At 46.1% G+C, this 17,601-nt stretch carries 18 protein-coding genes; 10 read left to right on the forward strand and 8 right to left on the reverse strand.

From position 1 onward, the window contains the following. Window positions 1-4 precede the first annotated feature (4 nt). Genes MHH57_RS01305 through MHH57_RS01315 form a run of 3 tightly spaced genes read left to right on the forward strand, consistent with a single transcriptional unit; the run spans window position 5 to window position 2,502 of the window. Window positions 5-1,042 carry an ABC transporter ATP-binding protein gene (locus MHH57_RS01305; protein ID WP_342434729.1) on the forward strand — a complete coding sequence of 346 codons (1,038 nt, stop codon included), beginning with the start codon at window positions 5-7 and terminating at the stop codon, window positions 1,040-1,042. Next, complete coding sequence (locus MHH57_RS01310) at window positions 1,014-1,997, forward strand: ATP-binding cassette domain-containing protein (protein ID WP_342434730.1); 984 nt, start codon at window positions 1,014-1,016, stop codon at window positions 1,995-1,997. Before MHH57_RS01305 ends, MHH57_RS01310 begins: the two co-directional genes overlap by 29 nt. A 49-nt stretch (window positions 1,998-2,046) precedes the next feature. Further along, window positions 2,047-2,502: a hypothetical protein gene (locus tag MHH57_RS01315; protein ID WP_341071517.1), complete on the forward strand. Its 456-nt coding sequence runs from the start codon at window positions 2,047-2,049 to the stop codon at window positions 2,500-2,502. A gap of 69 nt (window positions 2,503-2,571) precedes the next feature. Here MHH57_RS01315 and MHH57_RS01320 read toward each other — a convergent pair whose 3' ends face one another. Together MHH57_RS01320 and MHH57_RS01325 are read right to left on the reverse strand one after the other, a co-directional pair. Beyond that, window positions 2,572-3,186, reverse strand: a complete 615-nt coding sequence (locus MHH57_RS01320) for a hypothetical protein (protein WP_165149263.1) — start codon at window positions 3,184-3,186, stop codon at window positions 2,572-2,574. Next, on the reverse strand, window positions 3,179-4,054 hold the full coding sequence (locus MHH57_RS01325) for a S16 family serine protease (protein ID WP_342434731.1): 876 nt from the start codon (window positions 4,052-4,054) through the stop codon (window positions 3,179-3,181). The genes MHH57_RS01320 and MHH57_RS01325 overlap by 8 nt, the downstream gene beginning before the upstream one ends. 164 nt (window positions 4,055-4,218) lie before the next feature. On the opposite strand from MHH57_RS01325, the gene MHH57_RS01330 reads away from it, so the two are divergent. The 3 genes from MHH57_RS01330 (at window position 4,219) to MHH57_RS01340 (ending at window position 6,512) form a co-directional block, all read left to right on the forward strand. Next, on the forward strand, window positions 4,219-4,776 hold the full coding sequence (locus MHH57_RS01330) for a GNAT family N-acetyltransferase (protein ID WP_341038380.1): 558 nt from the start codon (window positions 4,219-4,221) through the stop codon (window positions 4,774-4,776). Between the two features lie 249 nt (window positions 4,777-5,025). After that, complete coding sequence (locus MHH57_RS01335) at window positions 5,026-6,324, forward strand: sugar ABC transporter substrate-binding protein (protein WP_341071519.1); 1,299 nt, start codon at window positions 5,026-5,028, stop codon at window positions 6,322-6,324. Window positions 6,325-6,362: 38 nt separating this feature from the next. Further along, a complete protein-coding gene (locus MHH57_RS01340) occupies window positions 6,363-6,512 on the forward strand; it encodes a hypothetical protein (RefSeq protein ID WP_341071520.1) in 150 nt (49 codons plus the stop codon). Window positions 6,513-6,793: 281 nt separating this feature from the next. Here the strand turns inward: MHH57_RS01340 and MHH57_RS01345 are convergent, their stop codons facing one another. The 4 genes from MHH57_RS01345 to MHH57_RS01360 all read right to left on the reverse strand — a co-directional run bounded on the left by MHH57_RS01345 (window position 6,794) and on the right by MHH57_RS01360 (window position 11,256). Further along, window positions 6,794-7,954: an alpha/beta hydrolase gene (locus tag MHH57_RS01345; RefSeq protein WP_165149242.1), complete on the reverse strand. Its 1,161-nt coding sequence runs from the start codon at window positions 7,952-7,954 to the stop codon at window positions 6,794-6,796. A gap of 221 nt (window positions 7,955-8,175) precedes the next feature. Then, window positions 8,176-9,231 (reverse strand): HAMP domain-containing sensor histidine kinase, encoded by a 1,056-nt coding sequence (locus tag MHH57_RS01350; protein WP_029516879.1) that lies wholly within the window; start codon window positions 9,229-9,231, stop codon window positions 8,176-8,178. A gap of 1 nt (window position 9,232) precedes the next feature. Next, window positions 9,233-9,928 carry a response regulator transcription factor gene (locus MHH57_RS01355; protein WP_029516878.1) on the reverse strand — a complete coding sequence of 232 codons (696 nt, stop codon included), beginning with the start codon at window positions 9,926-9,928 and terminating at the stop codon, window positions 9,233-9,235. Window positions 9,929-10,419: 491 nt separating this feature from the next. Further along, window positions 10,420-11,256: an AraC family transcriptional regulator gene (locus tag MHH57_RS01360; protein ID WP_342434732.1), complete on the reverse strand. Its 837-nt coding sequence runs from the start codon at window positions 11,254-11,256 to the stop codon at window positions 10,420-10,422. 138 nt (window positions 11,257-11,394) lie between these two features. Here MHH57_RS01360 and MHH57_RS01365 point away from each other — a divergent pair, with 138 nt between their 5' ends. Then, window positions 11,395-12,681, forward strand: a complete 1,287-nt coding sequence (locus tag MHH57_RS01365; protein WP_029516876.1) for a Gfo/Idh/MocA family oxidoreductase — start codon at window positions 11,395-11,397, stop codon at window positions 12,679-12,681. A gap of 111 nt (window positions 12,682-12,792) precedes the next feature. On the opposite strand, the gene MHH57_RS01370 is transcribed toward MHH57_RS01365, so the two are convergent. After that, window positions 12,793-13,629: a carbonic anhydrase gene (locus MHH57_RS01370; protein WP_069010134.1), complete on the reverse strand. Its 837-nt coding sequence runs from the start codon at window positions 13,627-13,629 to the stop codon at window positions 12,793-12,795. Between the two features lie 217 nt (window positions 13,630-13,846). Between MHH57_RS01370 and adhP the strand changes: the two genes are divergently transcribed. Further along, complete coding sequence (adhP, locus tag MHH57_RS01375; RefSeq protein WP_029516874.1) at window positions 13,847-14,863, forward strand: alcohol dehydrogenase AdhP; 1,017 nt, start codon at window positions 13,847-13,849, stop codon at window positions 14,861-14,863. A gap of 78 nt (window positions 14,864-14,941) precedes the next feature. Here the strand turns inward: adhP and MHH57_RS01380 are convergent, their stop codons facing one another. Then, window positions 14,942-15,307, reverse strand: coding sequence for a helix-turn-helix domain-containing protein (locus MHH57_RS01380; protein WP_013368959.1), 366 nt, complete (start codon window positions 15,305-15,307; stop codon window positions 14,942-14,944). 188 nt (window positions 15,308-15,495) lie between these two features. Between MHH57_RS01380 and MHH57_RS01385 the strand changes: the two genes are divergently transcribed. Then, window positions 15,496-16,692, forward strand: a complete 1,197-nt coding sequence (locus MHH57_RS01385; protein WP_340953823.1) for an MFS transporter — start codon at window positions 15,496-15,498, stop codon at window positions 16,690-16,692. Between the two features lie 31 nt (window positions 16,693-16,723). Next, a complete protein-coding gene (locus MHH57_RS01390; RefSeq protein WP_039274230.1) occupies window positions 16,724-17,566 on the forward strand; it encodes an aldo/keto reductase in 843 nt (280 codons plus the stop codon). Window positions 17,567-17,601 lie beyond the last annotated feature (35 nt).

Raw genomic sequence — 17,601 nt, forward strand, 5'->3', positions numbered from 1 at the left:
CACGATGACAGAACATCTACTGTCCGTCGAACAGCTGGAGGTCTCCTTTTTCACTCGTGAAGGGGAAAATCAGGCAGTTCGAGGGGTTAGTTTTCACATTGATGCTGGAGAAACGGTAGGAATCGTAGGAGAATCCGGCAGCGGCAAAAGTGTTACAGCGAAAGCGATCATGTCGATGATTGCCCCGCCGGGCAAGCGGCTGAACGGCGATATTCGTTATCGGGGACAAAGTCTGACCGCTCTGACGGAAAAGCAATGGCGCAAAATACGTGGAAACCAGATTGCGATGGTCTTTCAGGACCCGATGACCTCGCTGAATCCGGTCAAAAAGGTTGGCTATCACCTGATCGAGGTGATTCGCAGACATCGAGGACTGAGCAAGGAAGCGGCTACGCAAGCAGCTGTAGAACTGCTGCGACAAGTAGGCATTACCGAGCCGGAGCGCCGAATGAACCAATACCCGCATCAATTCAGCGGCGGGATGCGCCAGCGGGTGATGATTGCTATGGCGCTCTCGTGCAGCCCGGAGCTGCTGATTGCAGATGAGCCGACTACAGCGCTGGACGTGACGATTCAGGCGCAAATCTTGGAGCTGCTCAAGTCTTTAAAGCAGCAATCCGACATGTCGATTGCTCTAATCACCCATGATCTGGGCGTCGTCGCCCAGGTGTGCAGCCGTGTCATCGTGATGTACGGCGGCATGGTGATGGAGGAGGGACGCGTGGACGATATCTTTTATCGTCCGGGCCACCCGTATACGCAGGGCCTGCTGCGTTCTGTGCCCCAGCGTACGAACGGCTTCCGAGAGCGGCTGGTGCCGATTGAGGGCACGCCGCCGGACCTGCTGAACCCGCCATCGGGCTGTCCGTTCATGGAACGGTGCCCGCATGCGTTTGCCCGCTGTGTAGAGCGGCCGCCGATGGTGGAGCTGCGCCCGGACCAGCGAGCAGCCTGCTGGTTGAACGAGCCGGACGCCGTGCCTGCTGGAGTCTACGAGACGCCCGAAGCGGGCCATGCGGAAGGGGAGAATAGCGGTGAGTGAAGCAAAGAATGTATTGAGTGAGCATCAGCCCTTGGTAGAGGTACACCAGCTTAAGAAGCATTTTGTGACCGCAAAGGATTTGTTAGGGCGTAGCTCTGAGGTGCTCAAGGCGGTGAATGGCGTGAGCTTTCAAATCAAGCGTGGCGAGACGTTCGGACTGGTCGGTGAGTCAGGGAGTGGCAAATCGACGGTTGGACGCTGTCTGACGCGGTTATACGATTATACAGAAGGTACGGTACGCTTTGACGGCCAGGATATTTCCAAGCTGAACGATAAACAGCTCAAGCCGCTGCGTCGGCGCATTCAGAGCATTTTTCAGGACCCATATTCCTCTCTTAATCCGGGTATGAACGTGCTTGACCTGATCGGTGAGCCGATGGATATTCACAGATTGCATCAGGGGAGTGAGCGTAAGGATGCCGTAGTGGCTTTACTGGAGAAGGTAGGGCTGAAGCGAGAGCATCTGTACCGCTACTCGCACGAGTTCAGCGGCGGGCAGCGCCAGCGGATTTCCATCGCTCGTGCTCTGTCCGTGAACCCCGAGTTCATCGTCTGTGACGAGCCGATTTCGGCACTCGATGTGTCCATCCAGGCGCAGGTCATTAACACGCTGGAGGATCTCCAGCAGGAGTTCGGGCTGACGTACCTGTTCATCGCCCATGACTTGTCGATGGTGCGGCATATTTCAGACCGAATCGGTGTGATGTACCATGGCCGACTGGTAGAAGTAGCCGATGCAGATGAATTGTATGAGCAGCCCGCTCACCCTTATACGCAGGCGCTGCTGTCCTCCATCCCTGTGCCTGATCCGAGAGCAGTCGGAGAGCGGGAGGGACTGGGGGGAAGCTTGGCCCAACCAGACGGTTCATTAGTATGGGACAAGGATAACAACAGTGCAACCGAGCTGAGAGAAATCAGTCCCGGCCATTATGTAGCATATCCGGTTAACCGTTAGGGTTAAAAGCGGTTGTACGATGTGCATGACCCAAAGGAGGTAAAAAACGATGACTGAATCGACGAAAAGAGTACGTATTTCCCAATGGGACGCGCTCTTGTTGGAATCATTACGCTCTTTAGGCTGGTCCCAAGAGGAATTAATCCGTCGGGTGCAGCAAAATGAGCTACCAACAGATGGACCACTCGATTTTGATTACACAGAGCTTGTCACTGGGCTGGCGTCCCAAGAGCCGGAGGTGTTTGTCAGCGCGGTAGCGGACGGATATCAGATCAAGTACAATACGATCCGGGGCATTCGTTCGTGGATTGCCGTTGCGTTCAGACGGGAGCCTGAGCTGTCACTGGAGGAAGGAAGCGAAGCCGTTACATCCGAACTGACGAAGGCTGAGTATGATTGGCTAGAACGGGTACTTTCATTAGGCTGGGTCATCCAGGAAGTACGTCCCGCGGCTGGCGAGACTTCAGGATTATACCGAATTGTACCTGCTTCACAGACGCATTAAATCCTGGGGATGAAGTAATATACTTTACCAGAAATTGAAACGAGCTGACCGTGGAGGCCAGCTCATTTTTTAATGCAATCCTTCTTCATCTTTTTTATTCAGCATAACCAGACTATTGTGAATGATTCGTGTCATGCAGTAAAAGAAGGCCATTCTGGTGGTTTGCATAATAGCTCCCAACAACATGGACATCGATTCCATTTGGGAAAAATGTAAGATAAGAATCCGGTTAATAATTCCTTCACCAAACCAGACAAAATATAGCGGAACAATCATCTTTTGAATATAACGAGCTTTACGCTCCAATTCGGGGTGGAGCGCAAAGTACCTATAAATATGGGTGAATGTATTGGAGAATCCCCACAAGTTAATAAAAGGAATCATGCGAGCAATGGCTCCCACGGTACGAATCGGATAATCGGAATGTTTTTGCCGGATGGCTTTATGTACTTGAACTAGCCAGATCAGATAGGTTACAAAACACATGTAGTACAGAACAAAGCTAAAGACTGTAAATTTTTGCTCCAACTCGTATAGATGATCATAATAAAAATCATTTGCGTAAATATACACTAACGTAAAAATAAGGATAATAAATTCACCTATAGTGCCCACCGCTAGCAAGGCTTGGTGTACGCTGCCAGCTGTCTTGGATGGAAATGCTTTGGAATCTGATTCATTCAAGATGTACTTCCTCCCAGTCTAGTTGCTTCAAATACACGATAGCATCCTCCAGTGTTTCTACGGGGATAATGCGCAGTTTGAGTCCATGTTCCTTTTGGACTCGGGCAGCCTCTGCTTCGTTGCCTTCCTCCCCATACCATTCATAATCTGCCGGTACGAAAAATAGATCAACCTTTGCCGCCTCGGCTCCCAGCAGTTTTTGCTCCAGCCCACCGACCGATCCGACATCCCCGTATTCTTCCATCGTGCCAGTGCCTGCAATTTTGTGACGTCCGCCATCTGAAAAGTCGATGTTATTGGCTTCCTCATACAGTCCGATGCCTGTCATCAGACCCAAGGAATTCCCCGCAAGATCCTGCAAATGAGTCAATAGCTCCGCATAGCGAGCATCCTCCAATTTGCTAAGATTCGAGAAAGCTGTTGAATCACCACCTGTTTCGCTGTCTACACTTAATTCCGTCGCTGCATGTACAGCTTGCATAGCAGAATATTTTAGCGTGTCCGTCTCTGAAAGGTCCTTCAAATAAGAGTCCACTTCATCAGGGGCAATGGGTTCAAACTTAATCGCACCCCCGGATACATTTTCACTGGAGTATACATTCCAACGCTCCAGGAGATTGTTAGCAATACCCGTTTGAACAGACGCAAAAAACACGCTTCCCTGAACGCCAAGATCTTTGACCGGATGCATTTCTCCTTGCAAAATATACTGTGCAGGCATAGGCCGTGTTCCAATAAAGGCGGCGATAGCCGGGATCAGCAGCAGCGCGAAAATGAGTATACGTTCTTTGTTAATGCCAAATATCTTTTTGAGGAGATATGGATTACGGCTTAGCACCTCATTCACAACCTTTCCAACTGTTCTCATACGGATATCATCGGTTGAAAAGATTAGAAAGGTTACATTTTTCACCATAAATGACCGATAAGAGTATAGTAGTATACATATTTTTAACGCTCTGCCAGATCACCGACGCTCTTTTTTTATGCTATATTTTATACATAAGGAAAATTAGAGAGCTGAGGTGCAGCATGACATCAATGACTATTGTCGAATCATCCGTCAAACCAGGATTAATGGCTTTTCAGGCAAGCACTGAAGATCAGGAGCAGGTTCAGGAGTTAATTTTAAAGACGGCCAGGTGGCTGCACAGCAAAGGCTCTACGCAATGGGGACGCTTACTAAAAGGAAAAGATGATCACAACCTAGGCGGCGCTATTGCACGTGGAGAAGTGATTATTTTCCGAGCATCAGAGGATCAAGGCTTGGCAGGCGCAGTGATCTTGCAGCAGCAGCCCAGTGCATGGGACCGTAAGTTGTGGGGATTAGACGAAACGGATTCTGAGGGAGGAACCTCAGTATATCTGCATCGTTTGGTTGTGGATCGCGATAGCACCGGGAAGGGTCTAGGCCGTGAGCTGATGCAATGGATTGAACAAGGTATCCACTTCACAGGCAAGGACCGAATCCGTTTAGACTGTATTGCGGGCAATGACAAGCTTAGCGAGTTTTACAGACAATGCGGTTATACGTATATAGGCGAAACGAACGGCTATAATACTTTTGAAAAGATGCTAATAAAGATTTAGAAAACTGAATTATAGCTCAAGGAATACGAAAGAAGGAAGCAGGTGATCTGCATTCTTCTTTTTTTGTTGTGCAGCCTTTACTTTCCCTTGATCGCTGTCATATCAGAGTCCTCCAAAAGAGAAAATTTATATGAAAATGAAAATGGGGATATCGTGTCTCACCCTTCTACATATGATGATAGGGAAGTTTTGTAAGCGTTTTAAAATAGGAAGGCATACAACCAAGTGAAGCTACAGGAGGCGGTTAAAGTGGACGATTACATGAGCTGGATAAAGATTGGATTTTTCCTCATCGTTCTGTTTTTACTTGCAGCGGCATGCAGTACCTCTCCCAAAATAGAGAACACAGACGGGCAAAAAGTGCGGCTTACGATGCAGGTTTGGGGTAATCCTGCGGAGGTAAAGGTGTATCAGCGGGCACTCGATGCATTTGAAAAGGAAAACCCGAATATCGAGGTTAAGCTGGTGCCTGTACCGGGAGACCAATATGAGCAAAAGCTGTTGACACAGCTTCAGGGAAGTCGCGGACCGGATGTGTTTTATTCGTATGAACCGACGATTGCGCGTTTGATCGGGGCGAAGCAGGTACAGCCTTTGGGTGAGTTTTTAAAAAGTGATGCAAGTGATGTGAAGGCTGAGGATTTTCCAGAAGGATTGTGGGGACCGGCAAAGCGTGATGGGGAAATCTATGGGGTCACTCCCGACTCAAACCCGATGGTCATGTATTACAACAAAAAGGTATTCAAGGAAGCAGGCGTGAAGACGCCGCAAGAATACTATGACGAAGGCAAGTGGAACTGGGATGCCTTTGAGGAGGCTACTTCCAAGCTGAAGGCAGCCGGAAAACAGGGTTATATTGCGGAAAACTGGTGGGCTCACTGGTATTCATGGGTCTGGTCGAATGGCGGTCAGATTTTTGATGAACAAGGCAAATATGTGCTGGACCACAATGAAAAGGGCAAGGAAGCCTTCAGTTTTATGTACGATATGGTGAAAAGGGGAAATGCCGTATATCTCGGATCACTTCCCAAAGGGCAAGGGGCTGACGCGATGTTCATGTCCAATCAAGTCGGTATGCTGGCGGCGGGAAGATGGCTGGAGCCCTTGTTTAGTCAAAATAAAAGCCTCGACTTTGATTATATCTACTGGCCATCCAATACCGGAAAGAATGAGCCCGTTGCCATTCCGGTTGCCTATGTAGCTGTAAATAAAAATAGTCCGCATGTGCAAGAGGCCATGAAGCTGGCGGCATTCTACGTCTCTGTGAAGGGGCAGGAGGCGCGGCTGGTTGAAGGTGGGAATGCCATGGGTACGCTTGCTGCCGCAGATGAGAGCATTATGAAAAAGGCGACCATTGAGCATTCAAGCTATTTGACCGAGGGACGTAACATAGGGCATGCTCATGGATCTGCATTGGCCTATGATGCTCAGGTGCCGGGGTTGAACTCGGATATCACGGAGACCATCGACCTGATGTTCTTGGGCAAGCAGGATGCTGCGGCAACCATTGAAAAGTTGAATCAGATCATATCCAAGGCGGTCAAGTAGGCACGGGATGACCCGTGACCGGGGAGGAAGGTGACTAGATGCCGAAAAAGCATCAAGCGCTGTGGGGGCCTTATAAACAAGCAAGGAACGTCGATATTTTTAATGGTCATGAGATTACCAATCTTCCCATGAGCAGAAATTATATTAATAACCTGCTTGAGGTATACTCAGATGATGTATTGCCGTGAATATTATGAATCATCAGAGAGGCATGCCCAAATGAATGGAGGGTGCCGCGAAACAGCTAATTTACAGCTGATTTGCGACACCCTCTTTAGTTGTCCGGACGGAAATGTACTCGTATTTCATGCTGTTTACGTCATCAACATACTATCTACGCCAGTCCATTGAAATTTCTTCTGTACTATTTGATAATCTAGACACAACAAAAGAAACGATTGACTCATATTCAAAACTACGAAAGGAGAATGCGAGTGAAATAGACTTTTACGTTATGACGTCTTGGCAATCACTCAGGGCGAGGTGCGGCTGGCCCAAGCCCAATTGAGCAGAGCCAATTCAGCGCTACCTCATGCAGCACGTTGATGTTGTCTACCTGACAGTGTTCTAATCCGCCAAGTCGTCTATCCTCTATCGGGAAGAACGTCTTGTTTTTCGAACCCGCTTGCTCATAATTTTTCAAGGCTTGTGTCAGCGGATTTGGCTGAACCAATATCTCTTCCGCTCCGTGCATTACAAGAAGCGGACATTCTATCTGGTGGAGCACGCCCTCAAGATCATAGGCAAAACGCGGATTACCCGCAAAGTCCTCCAAGCTTTTTGCCCCCAGAATTCTCATGCCATGTGCGGCCAGACTCGGTGGCATCCATTTAAGCATTGCATCCCAATCAAAGGCGTGCGTACCGCCGTCGGAGATGACGGCAGCAATCCTGTGATCGAACGAAGCGAATCGCAAAGAGTCGTAAGCCGCAAAACTCTCACCGTGCACGATAATCTTATCGGGATCGACTTCCGGCCGCGTTAGAAGAAAGTCGATTGCTCGGGAATGGAAAGCCTCACTATCAGCTCGTCTTCCTTTTCCCTTTTCGTACAGCGAGAGGCCGGTGCCAGGCTGGTCATAGACCAGAAAGTTATATCCACACGAAATAAAAGCGGGACCTAGCCAGAAATAGTTTTCAATTGACCACTCGTCGCCACCGTTGAGAGCAAAAAGGGTCGGCTTCGGACCTTTTATCCAGGAAGGGGAGAAGAAGTAACCATCCAGCTTGACATCTTCGTAATCGACTTGGATCTTCTCCGGTTGGACATCGAAGTACTTTCCGGCAGCTTCGAAGAGTTCATTTACTTTCTTAAATACACGGATTTTCTCGGTGTCATCATCCATCACCGCATATTCCGCAATTCTGTAGTAATTGCAGGCACGAATGTAGCAGTTTCGTGCTGTATACCAGTTTCCAGCCGTTTCGGCCTCCTTGCCGTGTCTTTCCAATGCCTGAGCCGTTATGAGCCATTCCCTGTGCCACGTATCTTTGTCATCGGGGTCAATTTTTTTGCAGGCCTCGTAGATCTCGGTGACATCCGTAGCACCGAGGCTTGCCATACCTAAAGCTTTGGTGACTTGGTATGACATCATGTAGTGATTGGGCCAACGGCTGAACTCAATTGACATTGTAACATCCTCCTTTTCCAGTTCTATTGATTGTAGTTTTTTTACTACAAGTAATTTTTACAACACAAAGATAAAGCTTTTTTAAAAGAAAAATAAATGTTTGTAAAGAGAATATAAAAAATTATAAAACACTGAAAAAATAAAAAAGGCTGCTGCCTGGGTGTTCACACCTGGCAGTAGCCTTTAACTCCTGTAGTAAAAGAAAATGTGCACAAATAAAATCAGTGTTGTGCGGCCAAGGGAAGACTGAATCTTATCCCCAAACCGCCATATTCGGAAGGGTAGGCGCAAATTTCGCCCCTATGATGTTCAATAATGGATTTACAGCTTGCAAGCCCCAGCCCCAGTCCGCCCTTTTGGATTTGCCGCGATTTATCCACAGTGAAAAATTTGAGGAACAGAGAAGATATATCCTTTTCCGGCACTCCAATTCCATTATCCTCGATTTGAAAAAAGGCATACTGTCCTAGCGGGTATCCAGTCATATACACTTTCAGCTTATTTTTCCCTCCATATCTTACAGCATTGCTAAAGAGGTTGCCGAAAACCCGACGTATCATCGGTTCATTGACCATCAGCAATATATTTTCCGTAAATGAATGGCGGCAAGTAAGCTCGTTGTCAAGTCCTGCCAACTCATACTCATATTCAAGGGCAATGTTTTCAAATAATTTTGATGCTTTTACAGGTGTAGCTACCATAGATTCCAACTCCAGTTTTTCTTTGGTGAAGCTGGAAAAATCATTGATGAGTTCAACCATATATCCTGACTTCTTTTGAATCAAATCATAATATTCCTGCTTTTCAGTTTCTGGTAAATCCTTGTGCGTAGCCAGCAGTTCAGTAAAACCATTAATAGATGTCAAGGGTGTTTTCAAGTCGTGGGCAATTGCCGCGATCATCTCGATCTGCTCTTTGTGGGCGAGTTGAAGCCGGTGCTCCATCTTATTGAAGTGTTTATAAAGTTCTCCGATCTCGTCATTACTTCTCAGAGCTAGCGGAGGCAGTGGATGTACAATATTTACTTCTTCAAGCCTGGTATTCAGAAGCTGAATGGGTTTCTCTATGCAAAAATGAATATAGATAATCAGAATAATAAATATGAAACAGGCAATTGCAAATATGGGCAGGAGCAATGCTATATATCGCGAGTCCAGCAATGAACTGCGTATAGGGGAATATACTGCAAAGACAAGCTTCAGGTACATTCCAATCGAAAACATGAATATTATAAACATCAGCAGGAACAAAAGAGGAAGCTTTATTTTCAGTTTCATACTATTGCTCTCTTTCCGTGTATTTATATCCTATGCCCCATATTGTTTTAATAAAGTCATATTCAGGACCAAGTTTCTTACGGATATTTTTTATATGAACCGTTACGGTATTTATTTCTCCGTATTCGTCTCCCCAGACGTTTTCATATATCTGTTCACGAGTCAATACATTATTGGGGTGGCGCATGAGGATAGACAGAATCTGAAATTCCTTCGTTGATAAGTCGAGCTTCCTGCTATTCAGGAATGCTTCAAACGTCTTATCGTTCAAAATGAGCGGAGAATCCGCCTTTTCGTTACTGGGACTAAGTTCATCCCACTCTTTAAAAAGCCTGTCCACTTTTCTGAAGTGAGCCTTTATCCTGGAGACAAGCTCCTGAATACTGAAAGGTTTGGTCATGTAATCGTCTGCTCCTATTTCGAGCCCGACGATTTTATCAATGTCCTTATCACGCGCACTTAAAAACAAAATTGGAACATTATAAGAATTTCGGATACTTCTGCAGACATCAAGTCCATCCATATCAGGCATTACTATATCAAGAATGATGAAATCGATGTTATTTTCTTCCAATGCAGATAAGGCTTCTTCCCCAGAATATGCCGAAATTATTGCAAATTGCTCGTATCTTAAACTCTTTGTGATGAGTTTTACGATTTCTTCATCGTCGTCTACAACTAATATCGTTTTTAGCATATTTATACCTCCCAGCCGCTTTAAGTGGACTGAATTTATAAAACAAGAGCCGCATGATCCTCTCGCATTGAAAAAAGTAGCGTTCAAAGCGTCTCTGCGGTCGAGCTATGCACATATTCCAGCTTGAAGACCTGCATATAGCTTTTGACGTAATGTCCGGGAGTGTGTCTAATCAAAAGACGGTGTGAAAAGGCTGAAAACCATCACAAGTTTTGGTTTTCAGCCTTTTCCGATAAAGTCCATCCGAGCTACGCACTCCACGTGACTTTGATAGGACTCAAATGGGAAGATCATGAAACATGGTATACCTCAAATGGGTATTCCGCTCCAAATCCCTTACTGATTGAAATCAGTAAGGGATCATGGCTCTATAGTAACAGCTATTATCGTAATGTAAAGGGAGATGTAACGCACATTTTGGATTACACCGACCCTTCGGGTTTTAAAACTCCGAGAACCTTTGGAACAGGGGATGCCGATTTTTCGTATGGCTACTCCTTTTTATATTTTTTTCGGTACTGTAGCGGGGTGTGCCCGGTAAGATGCTTGAATACACGACCAAAGTGAGCGATGCTGTCAAAACCCGTTTTTTCAGCAATGGAAGTCACTTTCCAGTTTGTTTCTCTCAAATACGCACGAGCCTGCTGGACCCGCACATCTTGAAGATATTCTACTAAGGTAAAACCTGTTGTCTGCTTGAAAATACGGCACAAATACGTGCTGCTAATATAAAAATGCTCAGCCAGCTGATCTAGTGACAGGCTCTCGGCATAATGAGCATGCAGGTATGCGATGACTGAGTACACGCGTTGCTGCTTTTCGCTACGTTCCGGTGCAATGGTATCGGCAGTGGTCGATTGTATGCGCCGGATGCGGATAAGGAGCTGGAGTAGCAAGCTTTGGAGATATAGTTGGCGGTAGGTATGTTCTTGGTAGTATTCATCCAGCATTTGCTGGAATAGATGCTCCAGCTCGCATTGTTCTTCCGCGGAGGGGCGAAGCAGAAAGCTTTTTTCTGGCAGAAGAGGCTGGTTCTGATCGCTGGAGGGAGAGACAGTCATTGGCGAGGCTGCAAATTCTTCATCAAAGTTAATCAAAATCCGTTCATGGCTACCGCTACCCTTGTTACTTGTACGGTGAAAATCATGTTTGCTAATCCAAATCAGATCGCCCTTCTGGAGCGCGTATACCCGCTGATTAATGTAGTAGTAGCGCTCTCCTGCCAGCAAATAATAGATTTCGTGCGCTTGGTGGACATGGTCGGCGGACATGCTGAATGGCACCGTCCGTAGCGCTTGCTCAATGGCAAAGCGGGGTGTAGCGATCATATCGATAGTCTCCTTTAATGAAAGAATACATAAGGATAATATATGTATATTTTTTGGGAAAAATCATAATAAAAGCGAAGATTTCGCTCTTTCTTATACTATAAAATAAAAGCAATTCATGTAAAGGGTGTGAGCCAATTGGCTAAAATCAAATATGCGCTTGTGGGTACCGGAGGAAGAGCCGAATTTTTTTACGGTGAAGTTGTTACCGTTTTCAAAGATACCTCGGAGCTGATCGCGTTCTGTGACGTCAATCAGACGAGAATGGATTATGCCAATCAGCTGTTGCAGGAGAAATACGAGCATGAGCCGATTGCGACCTATAAAGCACACGAGTTTGATCGGATGATCGCGGAGACGAAGCCGGATATCGTCATTGTCACGACCATTGACCGGGTGCATCACCGGTATATTATCCGGGCGATGGAGCTGGGCTGTGATGTCATTTCTGAGAAGCCGATGACGGTGGATGAGGACAAATGCCAAGACATTCTGGATGCCATAGACCGCACGGGACGGAAGCTGCGCGTCACCTTTAACTACCGCTATGCGCCGCATAATACGAAAATCCGCGAGATTATTATGGACGGAACGCTCGGAGAGGTGCTGTCAGTCAATTTCGAGTGGTTGCTGAATACACAGCATGGCGCAGATTATTTCCGTCGGTGGCACCGTGACAAGCGCAATAGCGGTGGTCTGCTAGTGCATAAATCGACGCATCATTTTGATCTGATGAACTTCTGGCTTGGCTCGAAACCGGAGACGGTGTATGCGATGGGAGATCTGAAATTTTACGGCCGGGAAAATGCGGAGCAGCGTGGCGTGACGGAGTTTTATCAACGGGCTTACGGCAGCAAGGCAGCGGAGAATGACCCCTTTGCGCTACACCTGGACCGTAATGAGCATCTAAAAAGTATGTATCTGGATGCTGAGCATGAGGATGGCTATGTGCGGGATCAAAGCGTATTTGGCGACAATATCAGCATAGAAGACACGCTGAGTGTCATGGTGAAGTATCAGAACAAGACGGTGATGAACTATTCACTGAATGCTTATATGCCTTGGGAGGGCTTTATCATCGTATTTAATGGCACGAAGGGACGGATGGAGGTTCGGGTATCCGAGCAATCCTATGTTAATTCCGGTGGCAGCAAGGCAGATGAGGGTGCGCTCAAAGAGAAGACTATCACCATCTATCCCCACTTTGCAGCACCTTATGAGGTCGAGGTAGAAGAAGGCGTAGGTGGTCATGGCGGAGGAGATCCAGTTATGCTGCGGGATATTTTTGATAAGCCGGCAGAGGATCGGTTTCATCGTGCGGCCTCACATATCGACGGTGCATGGTCCATTTTAACTGGCATCGCCGCCAACCGCTCTATGCGTACAGGTCAGCCAGTGAAGGTGGAGGAACTGGTGCGCTTGTAATGAGTAGTAAATTTAATACCGAAAAGACCCCTCTAACTAGATTGAACAGAGGGGTCTTATTTTGGTATTCAAATATAGAATGCACCTTACATCTTACGGCACTTTATTTTATTATTTATCAGCAGTCAGTTCCCGGGTTCCCAGTTGTTGTACAGGACGATGGTTATCGGGGAAAATGGCAGCAAACTGGTTGATTTGGTCTGCGGACAATTCAATAGGCTGCTCCAGCACTGTCCAATTTACATGTTCTGTGCATGGCGGGGTAGTCAGCGATCCGTTGTAGCGAACGGAGTGCAGGTCTTTTGGCAGCAGCGCAGCGAGATTTATTTCTTCATCCAGAGCCGCTTCTTGGGAAATATCCTTCGGCAGTTTGGACCAAATGCGGTTGAAAGCCTTGTTTTCTTTGCCACTTTGGATAAGGACCCCTAAGACAGCTGTGCTTCCGTTGTCGCTTTGATGGACAAAATGAAGCTCCATTTCAGCATTTTTACCATCAATTTGATGTTCGCTCGGGTGGTGAAAGTGAAACTGCTTTAAAGTGAATTTAGTACCGTCCAGCATGATGTTATTGCTGGCATCGGCAACATTGATTTGCACAGTGTGCCCATTATTCAAAATGGATGCTTTCGTTTTAGTGTAATGAACTTGCAGCGGTTGCTGTGTTTGCGATGCTTCCAGATGGGTATGCTCTATATTGACAGGAGATTGTTCGTGGCCGTTACCACAAGCAACAAAATCTTTTTCCAGCTCTCCCCAATGTTCCGGTCCCTGATCTCCTTCATAGGACCAGTGTGGGCCTTTCTGAACAACTGCATGAGCGTTGTTAACTGATGAGGATGAAGTGCTAGTGGTACTAGAAATGGCGGGCTGTGAATTGCATCCTGTTACCGATACAGCCAAGATAATGGCAAATATGCTGAACAGGCAACCTTTCCAGTTTTTTTTCATGTTTCTTTATCCTTCTTCCAAAATAGAATATGTGAAACTTTTTACATTGTAAATTATTGTACAAAGTTCCTACAAGGGTCCAAGGACTTAGAAAGAAGCGTTTTTGGATTAAATAGTTTTAAGTTAGATTTATATTTGTCCTTTTTGGGCAAAAATTACTATAATAATGAGTGTACATTACAAAATAATTCCATATCTATTTAAAGGAGAGATCTACATGAAAGCAGCAATTGTTACAAAAGACAAGAAAGTCAGTATAGAAGAGAGACCTTTGCGTTCCTTGAAGCATGGAGAAGCGTTAGTCCAAGTTGAATACTGCGGAGTTTGCCACACAGATTTACATGTGAAAAATGCAGATTTCGGTGATGTCACAGGCAGAGTTCTAGGGCATGAAGGTATTGGAAAAGTCATTGAATTAGGTGAAGGAGTAACCAGTCTTAAAATTGGTGATCGCGTAAGTATTGCCTGGATGTTCGAAAGCTGCGGTCATTGTGAATATTGCCTAACTGGGCGGGAAACGCTGTGTCGTGAAGTTAAAAATGCCGGATATACGGTAGACGGTGCAATGGCAGAGCAATGTATTGTCACAGCTGACTACGCGGTCAAGGTACCAGATAGTCTTGATCCTGCCGCTGCAAGTAGTGTAACTTGTGCAGGGGTTACAACATATAAAGCAGTTAAAGTAAGTGAAATCAAACCAGGCCAATGGATCGGTATCTTCGGCATTGGCGGCTTGGGTAACCTGGCGGTGCAATATGCCAAAAATGTATTCAATGCTAAAGTTGTAGCCTTTGACATCAGTGATGAAAAACTAGAACTGGCCAAACAAATTGGTGCTGACTATATCGTTAACAGCATGAAAGAAGATCCGGTCGCTCGTGCCAAGGAATTAACAAACGGTGCTGGTCTGGATGCAACCGTGGTTACTGCTGTTGCCAAAACACCTTTCAACCAGGCCATCGACGTTGTAAAAGCTGGCGCGCGTGTTGTAGCTGTAGGTCTTCCAACCGATAAGATGGATCTGGACATTCCTCGTCTGGTTCTGGACGGCATTCAAGTTATTGGCTCCTTGGTCGGCACTCGTGAAGACCTTAAAGAAGCGTTCCAGTTCGCTGCAGAAGGTAAAGTCGTCCCTCTTGTACAAAAACGTCCGCTCGAAGACATTAATGAGATCTTCGAGGAAATGGAGCAGGGCAAAATCCAAGGACGTATGGTTATTGATTTCACAAAATAAAATGAAATCGAATTGGTAACCCTTGGAATTTAGAGAGAGGAAGCGCCTGCTGATGTATTGCAGGCGCTCTTTTTGGCTTTACAGCTTATTCAGAATGTTATCTTCCAAAACCGCAGATTTATCCCCATATTCTTTGATGATATGTCTTTCTCCCCAGGCACAAAGAGAATCTAAAATGCTTTTCAGACTACATCCATATTCACTAAGCTCGTACTCCACTTTGGGTGGAACCTGATTATAGCTAATCCGATTGACAATGCCGTCTTCCTCTAATTCACGAAGCTGCTGAGTCAGCATTTTTTGTGTTATGGAAGGCATCATCCGTTTTAATTCGCTTGTCCGCATCTTTCCATGTGTCAAATGACACAAAATCACGCATTTCCATTTCCCCCCGATCACCTCTAACGTCGCCTCAACAGAGATATTGTATTTTTTCTTCCCCAATGCCGATCCCTCCATGTGTATCGCTTTCTGTTATACATACCTTAACAGCCTGTTTTAATCAAAAAGAACTTTATTTAGGGTACTTTTTGGTACCTATATCACTAAAAAGTACGTACTGTTCATAATTGCTTGAATAACTCATAATAACATCTGTTGGTTGAAGATTTCTATAGATAGGGGGGAAAAACATGTCGCCAGAATCAAAAGGAAGTATATGGCCATTACTGGCTCTAGCCGTAAGCGCCTTTGCGATTGGGACAACTGAGTTCATCAGCGTGGGACTGCTTCCCCTCATTGCTGAAGACTTGCACATATCTGTAACGATGTCCGCACTAACTGTAACGCTGTATGCATTAGGAGTTACCATCGGGGCACCTGTCTTGACCTCATTAACATCAAGTGTTCCCCGTAAAACGTTGCTGTTGTGGATCATGATTATATTTATTGCAGGTAACAGCCTTGCTGCGGTCTCTAGTGGAATTGCCTTGCTGCTGATTGCACGTGTGATCTCGGCGTTCGCCCATGGGGTGTTCATGTCCATCGGTTCCACCATCGCGGCCGATCTTGTGCCGGATGATCGTCGAGCGAGTGCGATTTCCATTATGTTCTCCGGGTTGACCGTAGCCACAGTCACAGGTGTACCTTTGGGTACCTATATTGGGCAGCAATGGGGTTGGCGGGCTGCATTTATGGCGATTGTGGTCGTCGGTGTAGTGGCACTCATGGCCAATCTGATTCTGCTGCCATCTACACTGCGCAAAGGGAACAAGACTCCTTTCCGCGAGCAGGTCAAACTGGTTACCAATGGTCGCTTGCTACTTGCATTTATCATTACAGCTTTGGGGTATGGAGGCACATTTGTGGTGTTTACTTATTTATCTCCATTACTCCACGACATAACCGGATTTCAGCAAAGTACGGTAACGTTTATTCTTTTGCTGTATGGAATTGCGATTGCCATCGGGAATGTCATTGGCGGAAAAGCAGCAAACCGTAAGCCGCTTTCAGCTTTGTTTTACATGTTTCTGATTCAAGCAGTGATCCTTTTTCTCCTGTTGTTCACGGCACCTTTTAAAACGGCAGGACTGATTACGATCTTCTTTATGGGATTGCTTGCGTTTATGAACGTGCCCGGGTTACAGGTATATGTAGTCATGTTAGCCGAACGGTTTGCACCCAAAGCTGTCGATGTTGCCTCTGCTGTTAATATTGCTGCTTTCAACGCAGGGATAGCCATCGGAGCTTATGTAGGCGGGATTGTAACGGATTCACTCGGTCTCATTCATACAGCCTGGATCGGGAGCATTATGGTTTTCGTTGCGGTTCTGCTCACAGGCTGGAGTCGTATGCTCGAAAAAAGGGATACAACCACCATTGCAGGTTAAAGCTTTTAAAAAATAGAGAGGAAGATACAAAATGACACAAAACTTACAAAGCACAACATTGTTAAACAACGGAGTTCGTATGCCTTGGTTTGGCATCGGGGTATTTAAAGTGGAGGAAGGTTCGGAGCTGGTCGATGCTATAAAGGCTGCTGTAAAGCATGGCTACCGCAGTATAGATACAGCTGCAATCTATGCGAATGAAAGCAGTGTAGGGCAGGCTATTCAGGAAGCCCTTCAGGAAAATAATCTGTCCAGAGAAGAACTGTTCGTCACGTCCAAAGTGTGGAATGCAGATTTAGGCTATGAAGAGACACGAGCAGCTTATGAAGCCAGTCTGGATAAGCTGGGTCTGGAATACCTGGATCTATATCTGATTCATTGGCCAGTTCAGGGAAAGTATAAAGAAGCTTGGAGAGCGTTGGAATCCTTGTATAAAGAAGGACGGATTAAGGCAATTGGAGTCAGCAACTTCCAGATTCATCATTTGGAAGATCTCATGAAAGATGCTGAAATCAAGCCAATGATCAATCAGGTGGAGTTCCATCCACAATTAACCCAAACCGAGCTGTTGCAATTCTGTCAAAAGAACGACATTCAAATGGAAGCCTGGTCCCCGTTAATGCAAGGCCAATTGCTGGATCATCCGGTACTGCAAGACATAGCGACCAAGTATGGTAAATCGGTGGCGCAAGTGATTTTACGCTGGGATGTGCAGCAGGGAGTTGTCACCATTCCCAAGTCTACCAAGGCGCATCGGATCGTCGAAAATGCCGATATTTTTGACTTCGAACTGACGCGCGAGGATATGGATCGAATTCAGGCGTTAAATGCCGATCTTCGGGTAGGTCCAGATCCGGATAACTTTGATTTTTAAAATTACGTTCATCATGAGACGCCGTTTCCTTCTTC

This window comes from Paenibacillus sp. FSL H7-0442 (genome assembly GCF_038593105.1).
GTDB lineage: Bacteria > Bacillota > Bacilli > Paenibacillales > Paenibacillaceae > Paenibacillus > Paenibacillus polymyxa_D.